The organism is Streptomyces sp. NPDC102467 (genome assembly GCF_044765445.1).
Classification (GTDB): Bacteria; Actinomycetota; Actinomycetes; order Streptomycetales; family Streptomycetaceae; genus Streptomyces.
In genome coordinates, this window is the sequence record NZ_JBIWKA010000006.1 from 347042 (window position 1) to 361071 (window position 14030).

Annotated in this window: 2 protein-coding genes and 1 pseudogene; all 3 read right to left on the bottom strand. The window is 72.8% G+C overall.

Annotation, left to right across the window (positions count from 1 at the left end; translation table 11 throughout):
• Positions 1-13028, bottom strand: a pseudogene (locus ACIREE_RS14690) (hypothetical protein); the annotation flags it as partial.
• A gap of 90 nt (positions 13029-13118) precedes the next feature.
• Complete coding sequence (locus ACIREE_RS14695) at positions 13119-13499, bottom strand: hypothetical protein (protein WP_404150979.1); 381 nt, start codon at positions 13497-13499, stop codon at positions 13119-13121.
• A gap of 3 nt (positions 13500-13502) precedes the next feature.
• On the bottom strand, positions 13503-13964 hold the full coding sequence (locus ACIREE_RS14700) for a YbaB/EbfC family nucleoid-associated protein (protein WP_404150980.1): 462 nt from the start codon (positions 13962-13964) through the stop codon (positions 13503-13505).
• Positions 13965-14030: the final 66 nt, after the last annotated feature.

Sequence of the window (14030 nt, forward strand, 5' to 3'; positions counted from 1 at the left end):
CTCTCCGGAGCCTTCACGTCCGCACTCTTCGCGGGCGCAGACCCCTTCGTCTCCGGAGCCTTCACGTCCGCACCCTTCGCCGGCGCAGACCCCTTCGACTCCGGAGCCTTCCCATCCGGGCCCTTCTCGTCCGGGCTCTTCGCGTCAGTACCGGGCGGCGGCAGCGCCGTGGTGACCGGGGCCGGGGTGCCGGGCGGGAGGGCGGCGTAGAAGAAGCCCTTGTCGGCGAAGAGGACCGGGTCGGCGGTCGGCTTGACGGCGGCCAGGTCCCCGTGGCGCGGCAGGAAGACCTGGTCGCGGCCCTCCCCGGTGACCACGGTGAGCGGGGTGTTCAGGACCCGGGCGGCGAGCGCGGGCAGCAGGTCGGCGCCGCCGTGGTCGCCGGCCAGGCGCTCGGGCGGCGCCAGTTCAACGTCCGGCTGCGCGGCGTCGTCCTGCCGCGGCTCGCTGGCGAACGGGCGGGACAGGGCGGCGACGGCCAGCTTCACCCGCTGGGCGGGCGTCGGCCAGAAGGTCGCAGGGAGACGTCCGAAGGCGTCGAACTCGGCCTGATGCGGAGGCTCCAACGTCACCCCTGCGTCGTTGAGTTCGGCCTGGGTGAAGGTGTCCCCGGCGTCCAGGGCGAGGGCGTCGAGCAGGTCCTCGTTGCCGTCCTTGCCCAGCTCCTCGGCGAGGCTGCGGCGGGCGGCGTCGATGGCCTCGGCGGTGACGGCCGGGTCGTCGGGGGTGGCCGTGAACCGGGCGGCGAGGTCGTTACCGAGGAGGAGGGGCAGCCTGCCCCGGGTCCCGGCGGTGGCGAGCAGCGCGTGGAAGAACGAGGCGCCGTCGTGCGGCACGTCGTGCACCTTGCGCACCGTGACGCCGTCCGGCGAGGTGAGGGTGCGCGGCGGGGAGTCGGCGGTGCCGTCGGTGATCTTGTACGGGTCGGGCGCCTCGGAGCGCCAGTCGGGCTTGGTGTACTTCTGCGGCGGGTCCGGCTCCGTGTCCGTGGCCGGACCCTGATGGTGGGCGGTGAGCCGGGAGGCCGCGAGGTAGAGCCGGTGGTGGTCCGCGGCGGCGGTGTCGCTGCGGCCCTGCCACTTGCGGACCTCTTCGCGGGCGGCCTGCCAGGCGGTGACGGCCGGCGACTCGGCGACCGTCGGCGGCAGATCGGTCGCCAGGTCCGGGTGGTCGCCGCCGAGTGCGGCCCGCTCCGGCGCGTCGAGGGCGAGCCACGTCTCGCGGGCCTTGGCCCGGGCGTCGTAGTAGCTCTTCTCGGCGGTGGCGAGGTCGGCCGCCGCCTCGGCCATGTCGTCCCAGGCCTTGATGGCCGTGCTCGGGAACGTGGTGTCGTCGAGGAGACCGTAGTCGCGAGCGATGTCCTCGCGCAGCCAGACCAGCGCGGTGGTCTCCGCCTCGACGGCGCGCGGGCCGCGCACGGGTTTGCCGAGCGCCTGCAGCGGACGGCTGTCGGAGACCTGGTGATTCACTTCGGACACCGAGAGCCAGCTGACGGGCAGCGCGAAGAGCATGTTGCGGTCGGCGATGACCTTGAGGTGGGTGCCGAGGGTGGTGTCCACGGTGGCCTTGAGCGTGGTGCCGTCGTTCGAGCCGCCGATCGGCACCGCGGCACCCGGGATGGTCAGACCCGCGTTGCTGGTGCCCGCCAGAGGCGATGTGCCCACCGCGCCCTCGACGTTGTCGACGGTGCCGGAGTCCAGCGCGTCGGACGTTTTCCACCGCCCCATGGCTTCCATACGCGACTTGCTCTCCACGGCGAGCAGCTTGGCGCCGGTGCGGTGCATCTTCGCGTAGAGGCGGGATTCGGCGGTGTGGGACTGGCCGAAGAGCCGGGCGGAGGACTGGAGCGGCAGCTCGGTGCCGTCGGCGCCGAGCGCCTCACGGAAGCCGGCGGTGAGGCCGCCCTGCGAGGTGGCCTCCTGCTGGGCCTGGGCGGGAGCGGTGCCGAGACCGGTGAGCGGGGTCTGGTGGGCCATGCGGACGCGTGCGCCGAGGGAGGTGCCGGTGTGCCGTTTGCCGGCGTCGCTGTCGCCGAGGCCGTCGGCGCGGGCGGTGGCGAGGGTCAGGGCGTCCCGCACGTTGGCCGCGCCGTGGATGTCGACGGCGAGGATGCCGGAGCCGATCCGGTCGTCGAAGGACAGAACGTCGGAGACGGTGGTGGCGTCAGTGGTGTCTGCGACCTCACCGGTGGCCGCATCAGTGGCGCCGTTCGCGGCAGCAGCGTCAGTGGCGCCGTTCGCGGCAGCAGCATCGGTGGCGGCGGCTGTGCGCCATGCGGCGATGCCCTCCGGGCGGGCCTGGTCGGGGGTCAATACCCGTACCGCGCGCTCCGGTTCGGGCACGTTCTGCTCGGTGAGCGTGCCTTCGCTGCCCTCACCCTCCGGGGTGAGCAGGCTGGTCGGCACGACCTCGTTGAGGGTGCCGACGGGGGCGACGGCGCGCGGGGCGAGTGGTGCGCCGTCCGCGTCCGTCATGGTGACGGTCAGGGTGTAACTGGTGACGATCTCGGCGTGAGTCAGCGTCGTGGCGATGTTCGGCATCGCGAGGCTGCCCGCGGTCTCGGTCCGGGTACTTGACTGCTGCTGCGCCGCGGTGCCCTGGAGCGAGGGGTTGACGGTCAGGAGGCCCTCGGTCGCGCGCTGCCCGACGCCGAGCGTGACGTCGCCGCCGCGCTCCTGGCCGGTGGTGTCGGCACCGTCGCGGGCGGTGTTGCGGTAGTCCTCCAGTTCGTAACCGGTACGCAGCCGCTCCACGGTGGTGTGGACCGGAGTGAGCTTGAACCGCACCTGCGCGGGGCTGCCGCCGGTCGGCAGGTGGTTCGGCCGCGACCATGCGCGGTAGCGGACCGGCAGGGTCGTGCCGTCGGTCGTCAGTTCCTGCAAGTGGGCCCGGAGGAAGTCCGGCGAAAGCCGCTGGAGCACCTGCTCCCGGTCGTGCGAGGGCACGCCGATCTTCTCCATGCCGCGCATCAGTTGGCCCGCCGCGTGGCTCGCGTCGAGTTGCCCGCTGGGATGGCCGGGGAAGCGCCGGCCACTCAGGAAGGGGGACACCCGGTAGCCGCCGCCGAGGTTGCTCGGGGTGGCGGTGCCCATGCCGTCCGGCGCGAGACCGGCCTCGATGGCGTCCTGCATCGGCAGATGGAACATCACCGCGTCGCGGATGGTCTGGAGCGCGGCGGCGGCGCGACGCGGGGCGAGACCGTTCGCGAGGCTTTCGGAGAGCCGCCCGGCCGCGGAGCTGAGCCGGGCGGCGGCGCGGGTGCCGACCGTGCCCATCGCGGCGGTCCAGCGGTCCCGCACCGCGACGGTCTCGGCGGCGTCGGCGACCACCAGGTACGTCCGTCCCACGTAGGAGAGAATGCTGCTCTTTCCGCGGGCGACGGTCTGCGTGACGCTGTGGCCCTTGCCCCAGGCCTGCTGGAGGGCGGTCGCGTAGGAGCCGCTCACCGGCTGCTGTCCCGGGGCCTGCTGCAGCACTATGTCGCTGCCCTGCAGGCCCACGGTGAAGCGGGACGCCGTGCCGCGGCTGCCCGCGACGCGGTGCTCGTGGCCGAGGGTGGCTTCGAGGCTGGCCGGCTTGGGATCGCTCTTGACCCGGAAGTTGCTCAGTTCGCCGCGGACCGCCGCCTTCAGGTAGTGGGTCCGCAGCGGGCTCGCGCCGTTCAGCCCGGTGATCCGCGATCCGAACGGGCCCAGATACTGGCCGAGTTGACCGGCGATACCGAGGTTCGCCACGGCCCTGCGCAGCGCGCCGCGTGCCGGGGCGCCGGGCGCGCTGACGTGCCATGAGGTGCCGGAGGCGCGGTCGGCGGTGTCCTGCATGAGCTGCTGGCGCAGCTCGCCGCCCTCCGTACTCAGCACCACGTGCGGGGAACTCAGCAGCTGATGGGTGAGCAGCTGGTCGGCCGAGTGCGGGGGCTTCAACGGGCGTGTCCCGTCGAGGAGTTGGTCCGCCTCGACTGCCGGGCGCCGCTGGGGGGCGGGCGTGGGGGCGGGTGTGGGCGCCGTGCCGGTGAGCGGCGGGTCGGCGGGGGCGTGGTGCTCGGAGCCGTGTGCAGCGGGCACGGCCAGTTCCACCCGGCCCACGGTCTCGGCACCCTTGCTGAACAGGGGCCGCTCCTCGATCTTGCTGACGAAGACGCCCGCGCCGAGCAGGCCCACCGAGACGAGCCGGGTCCAGCCGCGCGGGCGCCGGTGGCCCTCGAAGTCGGCGCTCAGCTTCACTTCGTAGCTGTAGAGGTCGGCGCCGGTCTGGAACGTCAGGTTGTCGTGGGTGACGGCGTCCGTGGTCCGGGTGGCCTTCTGGCCGGCCTTCGCGTAGCGGGCGCCGAGCGCCAAGCTGCCGATCTGGCGCGGTGAGCTGGTGTCGGGCACCTTGTCGTGGTCGCGCGGCGAGATGCCCAGCTCGACGCCGCCGGACACCCCGATGCTCGCCTGTTGGCCCTGGCCGGAGACCTCGGTGCCGATCACCCCGTTGCGCAGCGAACGCTCGCTCATGGTCGTCTCGAACCGGCGGTCGGTCAGCCGCGCCCGCAGGATCAGCGTGTGGTGGCCGCGGCGCACCTTGCCGTCCTCGGTGAGGGTGACGGGTACGCCGGTGGTGGTCAGGCTCTCCAGACTCTGCGCGAGGCTGGGCCGGTTCAGCGCCTCGCGCACCTGCCGGTCGTTGTGCAGCGCGGTCCGCATCCGCCCGTCGCCGTACCAGAGCTTGCTGAGACGCGGGTGACGCAGCATCAGTGGCGGGACGAACAGCGTCGGGTACGAGCGGTGCAGGGTGTCCAGGACCGTGTCGGCGAAGACCCGCATGGGATCCCGGCCGTGGTCGGAAGCGGGGCCCTTGGTCTGGGTCTGGGTCTCGGTCCCGGTCTGGGTGGGGGCGGAGCCCTGGGTGGGGGCGGAGCCCTGGGTGGGGGCGGAGCCCTGGGTGGGAGCGGGGTCCTGGGCCGGGGCAGGGTTCTGAGCGGGTGCGGGATCCTGGGCGGGTGCAGGGTCCTGGGAGAGTACGGGGTTCGACGGGCGGCCGGGGCGAAAGCCCTCGGCGCGGACCTGGCCGCCCAGGTGCACGGGGTCCTCGCGGGTGAGGTACCACGGCACGGGCGGTTCGGCCGCCGGGTACGGGCCCGCCTGTCCGGGCGTCCGGGCGTCCCAGCCCGCGAGCCGGCGCGCGTCCTGGGTGGAGATCCAGTCCAGGCTGACCACGCGCAACGGGCGGGCCGCGGACGGCGGTTCACCGGCCGCGCGCACCATCAGGGTGCGCTCGACCCGGTACAGCGCGATCGGGTGGCTGCGGACGCGGCCGGTGACCTTGCGGGCCGTGTCGGCGCCGAAGAAGTGACTGCGCCCGGAGCTGAGGTCCGTACGGACGAGGGGGCCGCCCTGCACGCGCACGTCGACCTGCGAACCGACGTATGTGTGGTTCGGCCCGGAGGTGATCTGGACGCCCACGCGGGTGTCACGGACGTGGCCGCGCTGGTTCTGGTACGTGGTCTGGGTGAGATCGCGCAGTTCCGCCTTGACCGACTCGGTGACCAGCGTGGCCCGGTGCGGCACCGACCGCTCCACGACGAGGTGTCCCAGCGGGTGCCGGCCGCTGCCCCGGGTCAGCTCGGGGCCGCTGACCGGTGCGGTGAGCCGACCGAACAGGGGCAGCAGACGGCCCGGCCGGACGAACGAGATCAGCGTGCGGTGGGCCGAACTGCCCGGCCGCGCACCGGAGATGGCGAGGGCCAGATCCTCCGGCGGGTCGGTCAGGTGCAGCCCGGTGGTCTCGGTGATCCGCGGCTCGACACCGCTCGGGAACGTCAGAGTCTCGGGTGCGCGCCTGGTCCCCGCGTAGGGCACGGTGAGGTCGTCGGGCAGCCGCCAGCTCAGCCCGTCCCGCACAGCGAACTCGGCGGTGTGCGCGCGGCTGCGCAGCCAGTGGGGCGATGTACTGGGCCCGGTGTCCGTGTTGTCGGCGCTGCCAGTGCTGTCGGTGACGCCGGTGCTCTCGGTCCTCGGCGCCTCGGTGACGCGGTCCACGCGCACCCGGTAGTACACGTCGTCGAGGTGCAGGTGGGAGCCGTCGATGGCGCGGTACTCGGTCTGGTTGAACGCCTGGGTGCCCTGGGTGTAATCGGTCCTGCGGCTCCAGCCCAGGGAGAGGCCGATCTTCAGCAGCCATTCGAGCGGCGGGCCCATGCTCAGCGCGCCGGCGATCCGGCGCCCGACACCCACGCTGCGCCCGCTTCCGTAACCGGACTGGCCGCGCCGCATGGTGTCGACCTTGACCGTGGCACCGCCCACGTCCGAGAAGCGTTCCCAGCGGTGGTACGGGACTGCCTCGACGGTCAGTTCATGGCCGACGCCGGACTTCTCCCGGCCCACGAAGCGGGCGCCGCGCGGGGCGGTGAAGGCGCCGGGCTGTTCGGTCAGCAGGCGCAGCAGCTCCGCCTCGTCGAACTGGTCGCGCAGCTTGGGCGGCAGCTTCCCGAGGATCTCGTTCGCCACCTCGTTCGGCGAACGCAGGGTGAGCGTGCCCAGTCCGGTGAAGAGCCCTGGGACCGGAGTCGGCCGCGTGCCGTCGGCGCCGCTGTCCGGGCTCGCGGCGTCCGGATCGGTGTCCGGGACGAGCAGGACGGCGGGCAGCCGGCCGCCGTCGTCGAAGGTGACGGTGCCGGGCGCCGGGCCGGGTGGAAGGGCGTCCTCACCGGTGAGCAGGCGGGCCGGGCGGTGCCGGTCGAGCTGCGTCTCCAGCGGTACCAGATCACCCGGGTCGGATTCCGTGGCGTAGAGGTCGGCGATCCCGCCCATGTCGCGCAGCCAGTCCCCGAAGGCGTCGGAGGTGTCCGATTCCGGGGTGGCCGGGGTCGATTCCGTTGCGGGCGGGGCCGATTCCGGGGTGGGTGGTGGCGCAGGTTCCGTCGCGGGCGGGGTCGACTCCGTTGCGGGCGGGGTCGATTCCGAGGCGGGCGGGGTCGATTCCGAGGCGGGCGGCGCAGGTTCCGTCGCGGGCGGAGCCGACTCCGTTGAGGGCGGAGCCGACTCCGTTGAGGGCGGAGCCGACTCCGTTGAGGGCGGAGCCGGTTGCGTTGTGGACTGGGCCGACTCCGTTGTGGGCGGGGCAGGTTGAGGGGATGCTTGAGTCGGTTTCGGGGTGGGCAGTGCGGCGGCGGGGATCAGGGCGTCGTAGTGGTCGGTGCCGTTGTACGCCAGGTGCAGGGTTCCCGCCCGGCCACCCGGGTGGAGCGGAGTGACGTACGTGTTCCCCGGCGAGTGTCCGTCGGGCTGGACGAGCCGCAGGTCGAGGTCGAGGGTGTGCGCCAGCGCCTGCGGGAGCAGGTCGGCGAAGGGGGAGGACCACAGCACGGAGTGCTCGGCGGCCGCGGCGAACAACCCCTCGGTGCCGAGCCGTCGCGCGTCGGCCGGGGTGGGGGCCACCTCGGCGAGGTACGGGTATCCGCTGTTCCGCAGGATGCGCTGCCACCGCGTGGGGTCGCCGTCGGTGACGACCTTCTGCGCGATCCAGTTCCACTGCTCGGTGATGTCGCTGTGCTCGTCCGGGTGCACCCCGGCGAGGGCAGTCATCCGCAGATCGTCCACCACGGCGAGCACCGGGTCAGGAGTGGCCTCCGCCGCCGCGGAGGCCAGTTCGGAGCCGGTGATCCTGTCTCGCAGCAGGCCGCGCAGCCCGGCGACGTTGCGTGCGGCCCACGCGGGCGGTATCTCCTGGCCGCGCGCGCTGTCGAGGAGCGCCCGGAAGAAGCAGTTGCCGTCGCCGGGGGTGACCAGGCGCGCCAGCTCACTGCCGTCCGCGAGCACGGTCTGCGTCGTCGCCGGGGGCTTGCTGAGCACGGTGAGACTCTCGGCGATGCTCTCCGGGCGGGTCGGCACGGGCGCCAAGTCCGGCCTACGGCGCGCGAGTTCGGCGATGTCCTCGGGGCTGAGCGCCAGGTCGGACAGGGGCAGCGGGGTGTCGGAGAGCGACCAGGTGACTTGTGCGGCCGGCGCGTACGCGAGACCGCGCACGTCCTCCTGCGAGATCAGCGTGGCCGGGGGCAGGAGCACGGGCGGCGGGGGCAGCAGGGCGTCCAGCGTGACATCGGGGTCGCCAGTGGCACGCAAGTCGGCCGCGGCGCGCAGGAATTCGGTGTACTGCTCGACGGTGGGTTCGGCCACGGGGCCCGTGGGGGCCGCCGCGCCGAGCCGGTCGCCGACCATGCGGCTCAGCAGGTCCGGGGTCATCCGGCCGTCGCCGTAACGGGCGGCGCTGTCCGGACTGTGCCAGCGCAGACCGTCTACGTACGCGAGACCGGCCAGCAAGTCCCGGTTCTCCGGGCGCTGTTCGGCGTCCGGGCCGAGCACGTCGCGCAGGGTGCGGATCTGCTGGAGGGTGCGGGCGTGGGCGAAGGCGTCGACCGGCCCCGGGCCCGCGTGCAGTCCGGCGTCGCGCGCCGCGCGGTCCAGGTCGGCGCCGCTGGGCTCGGGGGTGAACAGCCGCCACCGGCCCGGCCCGTCCGGACCCTCGGTGAGTACGGCGCGGACGACGCCGTCGGCGTCCCTTGCCGTGCCGACCTCGGTGGTCGGCGCGTACACCTGCCGGCCGGTCCGGTTCGCCACGTGCTGGGCCACGGGCAGCCCCGCCACCAGCGGCTGCCGCCCGGTCTCGCACGAGTAGAGGACCAGCGGCCGGTCCTGCGCGCCGTCCTTGAGTACCTCTCCGAGCTGTACGCCGCTGACCTCGACGGTGGGACGCGCCGCGTCGTCGGTTCCGAGTGTGACGGTACGTGGTGTGCCGTGTGCCGCGAAGTAGTCGGCACCCTGCGGGGTGCCGGAGCCGGGGAGCGGGGTCGGCGGGCCGGTGAACACGGTGCGGGTGGCGGGCGGGTCCGGGACCGTCTCCGGGGACGCGGGCGGTGTCTCCGGGGCGGACGTGGTCCGTACCCCGCGGAAGGTGTCCTGGCCGAGCAGTTCGCGGCGTCCCGCGCCGTGCGCCGTGCCGTCCTCGGCCGGGCTCTGCGAGATGGTCAACGTCTGTACCGCACGCCCTGGTTGAGGCACGACGGCCGCGTCCGACATCCAGAGCCGCAGCTGTGTGACGGGCACCGTGTGGCCGTCCAGGGTCGTGACGACAGGCTCGGCTTCGGGGCCCCTTCCGTCACTGGTGGCACCGGCTCGCTCCACGGGCCGTACGACGATCCGTGCAGGTGTCGGTGTCGGTGCCGGTGCCGGTGCCGGTGCCGTGGGGGGATCCGACACGGTGGTGGGCGGGGGCGGCGGAGGGCTGCCGCCGTGCCCGGGGCCTGGTCCGCCCGTGCCGATGCCGGTGCCGTGTCCGTTGCCGCGGCCCGACTCCAGGTGCAGGTCGGTGGCTGTCTCCGTCTCGATGCGGGAGGGGGCGGCGGGTTCGGACCCGAGGTTTACGGTACCGGCCGGGCGCCCCGGGGTGGTGCTGAACGGGTCTCCGCTCTCGGTCCGCACGGTGTGCGGATTGGCGGGACCAGGATCCGGTGCGAGATCCGGTGCGAGATCCGGTGCGAGATCCGGTGCGAGATCCGGTGCGAGATTTGTGCCGAGTGCGTCGGCGAGCGGTAGCAGCACGTCGGCACCGTGGAACGTGGTGTCCGACGTGCTCATGGTGTTCGGGATGCCCGCCGTGCCTGTGGTGCCGTTCGGCGTTGTCGTGGACGGTGGGCCGGCGAGGGGGCGTACCTGGACCGGGGCGCCCGGCCCCGCACGGGTCAATTCGACGGCGACGCGCACCGGGTTGCCCGATCCGTCCGTCGCGACCGGCGGCCCGAGCACGACGGCCCGGTCGGCCCCGGCCCGGTCCAGCAACGCGGTTGCCTCCGGCGTTCCCTCCCTCGGCGGCGGCACCTCCGAGACCACGACCGTCAGCGGCGGGGCGGGGTTCTGGGCGGGTCCGGGGCCGGTCTGCGCATCGCCGGTCAGGACAGAGTCGTTCCCTGGGTTGTCCGAAGTGCCCTCCGTCGCAACCCCGTTGACGCCGTCCGGCCAAGGCTCGGCGTCCGTTGATCCGTCCGCCGGGACCGTTCGGTCCGGGGTCCCGGTGTTCTGCGGCGACGGCGTGGCGGAGGAGGCCGAGGTGTTCCCGGATCCGGGAACACCACCGGAATTGCCGGAAACCCCGGGACCGGCCGAGGCTCCAGGACCCACCGAAGTCCCGGGCCCAGCAGAGGCTCCAGGCCGGGCAGAGGTCCCGGAACCCGCCGAAGTACCGGGCCCGGGGTTTCCGGCACCCGTCGAGGTACCGGGCCCCGCCGAAGTGTTGGGCCCGACCCCCGGCCCCACCGGCACCCCGGGTCCGGCGGAAAACCCGGGCGCCGCCGGAGTCTCCGGCCCTGTCGATGCGTCGGGCCCCGCCGATGTGCCGGCCCCCGCCGCTGCCCCGGAGCCGTCCGACGTCCCGAGCCCCGTAGACGTACCCGGACCCGTCACTGCATCGGGACCCGCCAACGCGTCGGGGTCATCCGAGCTTGCGGGCCCCGCTGATGCATCGGGTCCTGCCGAAGTGTTCGGTCCGGCCGAAGCCCCAGGGCCGGCCAAGGCCCCAGGTCCCGCCGAAGCCCCGGAGCCCGCCGAGCTCCCAGGTCCCACCGAAGCATCAGGACCCGCCGAAGCATCAGGCCCAGCCGCGGCCCCAGACCCCGCCGAAGCCCCGGGGCCGTCCGCCTCCCCCGCCGACGGACCAGGGCCATCCGAAGTCCCCGGCCCATCCGAGCTTCCAAGCCCCGCCGACGCATCAGGCCCAGCCGAGGCACCGGACCCCGTCGATGCCCCAGGCCCAGCCGCAACCCCGGTCCCCGCCGACGTCCCAGGACCGTCCGACGTCACAGAGCCGTGCGACGCCCCCGGCCCCGCGGACGCGCCGGGCCCATCCGAACCCCCGAGCCCCGCCGATACATCAGGCCCCGCCGAAGCACCAGGTCCTACCGAAGTCCCAGGACCGTCCGACGCCCCAGAGCCGTTGGCCGCTCCCGGCCCCGCCGACACACCAGGGCCATCCGAACTCCCCGCCCCCGTCGACGTACCCGACCCCATGGACGTATCAGATCCACCCGACGTACCGGACCCACCCGACGTACCCGCACCGTGGGAGGACCCGACGACGCCGCTGTCCGCTTGGCCAGGGGGCGCTGGCGTGTGATGGGTTCCGCCGGTCGTGGTCGTGGTCGCGCCGCTCGGGGTGTCCACCGTGACCGGGGTGCCCAAGCCGTCCAGGGCGCGGCGGACCTCGTCCGTGTCGAGGTGGGCGGCGGGGCTGTCCCCGGCGGTCACCACCCGGACCTCGGGCACGTCCGACAGCGCGCCGTGCAGACCGTCGCGGACGCCTATCTCGGTGCTGGACGGGGGCTGCGAGCGCAGGTCGGCCAGGTCGCTCAGCGCCTGGGCACGGGCGTCGGCGGGGCCGGCGTGGACCTGCTGCCACAGATCGTTCTCGGCCGCGGACACGGACGACGACGGCCCCGCGGAATGCGACGACAAATCCTGCGAAGCGTACGGCGGCGGGCTCTGGGACGACGTGTACGGCGGCGGGCTCTGGGACGTCGTGTTCGGCGGCGGGCTCTGTGTGGTGGAGGAGATCGGCGATCCGCCGTCGCGTGTCGCGCCGTCACCGCCGGTGGCGCTCGTGCCCGCCCCCGAATCGCCGGTGCGGACGGAGCCGCCGGAATCCCCGGTGTCACCGATGCCGCCGGAGACGGTGGGCGGGTTGGTGCGCAGGTTGTTGATGGCGTTGCGCAGTTCGGCGCCGCTGTTCATGGCGCCGCCCGTGAGCGTCGACTCGACCTGGCTGCTGATGCCCGCGCCGACGAACGTGGACCAGCTGGTGGACCAGTCATTGTCGAAGGCACCCTTGATCAGGATCTCGCCGAGCCCCTCACCGGCTCCGGCCACGACGAAGTCGGTCGCCCCCTTGATCCCGTAGTGTCCGGCCACCGTGCCCGGCCGGTCGGCGAAGCTGAGCAGGATCTCGTTGTTCCGCCAGAGGCTTGGGTTGTTCGTGAAGTTGTTGGTGAACGCGAACGGGTTGCCGCTCTTGGGGCTCGGGCCGCTGGTGTACGGATCGGGGCCAGGACGACCGCTGCCCGGCGTAGGGGTAGGGCTAGGAGTGGGCGTAGGGGTAGGCGTAGGGGTGGGGGTTGGCAAAGGGGTCGGTTTGGGGCTAGGGGTCGGCGTAGGAGTCGGGGTCGGCGTAGGAGTCGGGGTCGGGGTCGGTGTGGGGCTCTTCGGGCCGGGGCCCGGGGCCGGAGTCTTGGGGTCCGGTGTCGGGGTGTGCGGAGTGGGGGTGGGCGGGTTCTTGAAGCCGAGGTCCGGGCCGTTCTTGAGGAAGTTGTTGTCGTAGCCGTCGACGAGGTTCTTCCCCCACTTGCCGAAGAGGCTGGTGAGACCGCCCGCGGCGGCGCCGAACGCGCCGTCCTTGAGGATCTGGCCCCAGTCGAAACCGTCGGGCCGTCGGCCGTCGGGGGCGAAGTTCATCATCGCGAGCCGCACCGCGAACGTGGTGAAGGCCTCCTCGAGCGCCTCCGTCAGCGAGGGCGCCAGATGCAGCCGCTGCAGCAGGTGGCTGATCGTGGTGAGGATCATGAACCGGCTGCGTAGTTTGGCCAGCATGATCTGGCTGGCCGAGGCGCCACCGGTGAAGAAGGACATCGCCAGGTAGATGGCGATCTCGAGGAGCAGCCGGATGATCTCGGCGATCACCTGCCACTTGGATTCCATGATGTCCATGGAGGTCTTGCGCCGGCCGTCGGCGATCTTCCCCAACTGGTCGGCGAACTCGGTCAGGTAGCTCTTGCCACCTTTGCCGGTGAGCGTGCCCATCGCCTGGGCGTACGACGTGGAAAGGTCGTCCGGCATGACCTGGGCGATGTCGTGGACCGACTTGTTGATCAGCGAGGAGAACTTGTCCAGCTTCCGGCCGAGGTCGGAGTAGGGCAGGCGGCTGTCGTAGGCGAGATCCTCGTCGGCGGTGATGAGCTTCTCCCCGGTGAGGATGAAGATCATCGCGTTGATCTCGGGCGATGCCATGATGCTCACCGGGGGCCGCCCCCGGGTCCGAGCGGGCACGCCCGGGTGGCCGCTCCCGGCGTGGTGCGGGAGCGGCCTACGGCGGAGAGGTCAATGGCGGCCATGCCCGCCGGTGTCGGCGCCGTCACCGGTCGATCCGTTCGTCTCTACGCGGTCGTTGACCTGCTTGATGCCTTCGAGGTTGCCGTCGCGGGTGTGCTCCATCAGCCGGACCTGCTCGAGCGTCGCGTCGGTGATGCCGACCACCGCGTCGCGGATGGCGAACATGGTGTCCTTGGTGGTCTGCCGCTCCTTCTTCTCCTGCGGCTTGGCCGTGTCGGCGAAGTCGTCGCCCGAGCCGGGCCACGAGACCGTGGGGGCGAGCTCGTCCAGGAACTCCTCGGTCATGCTCCTGGCCAGGTCACCGATCTCCTCCAGCTGCTCGGCCAGGGCCTCGATGCGCTGCGGGTCGGCGTAGTAGCGCTGTCCCATCGGTCAGTCCTCCCCGTCCTCACCGAGTGCGTCCCGCCAGCCGGGGGTCGCCGCGGTGTCGCGTGCCGTGGCCGTCTCGTCGTCGTCATCGCGCAGCACCTCGGGGCCGAAGATCCGCTCCCAGTCCAGCTCGAAGCCTTTCAGCTCCGGCACGTTGCTGCTCGGCTCGGTGAAGGGCGCCATCGCCTTCATGACGTGCCGGTTCATCTTCGTACGGGCGGCGCTCGAAGCCTCCAGGACGCTGGCGGCCAGCTCCTGCGGGGACATGTCGCGGTACTTGTTGTCCAGGAACTCGATCCCGGCCAACTCGCCCTGCGGGCCCACCGTGGCGCGGACCGCGCGGTCGGAGGAGAGCACCGCGAACGACGCCTCGCGCAGCTCGCGCTCGGTGCGCGCGACCGCCTCCTGCGCCTCGTGGAGTTCGGCCATCGCCTTCTCCAGTCGCTTCTCCAGCGGTTCCGTCACACCCACTCCGCCCTTCCGCGCCGTACGGTCAACTGCTCACCTGATCTTGCCTGGTGAGGGCCCCTC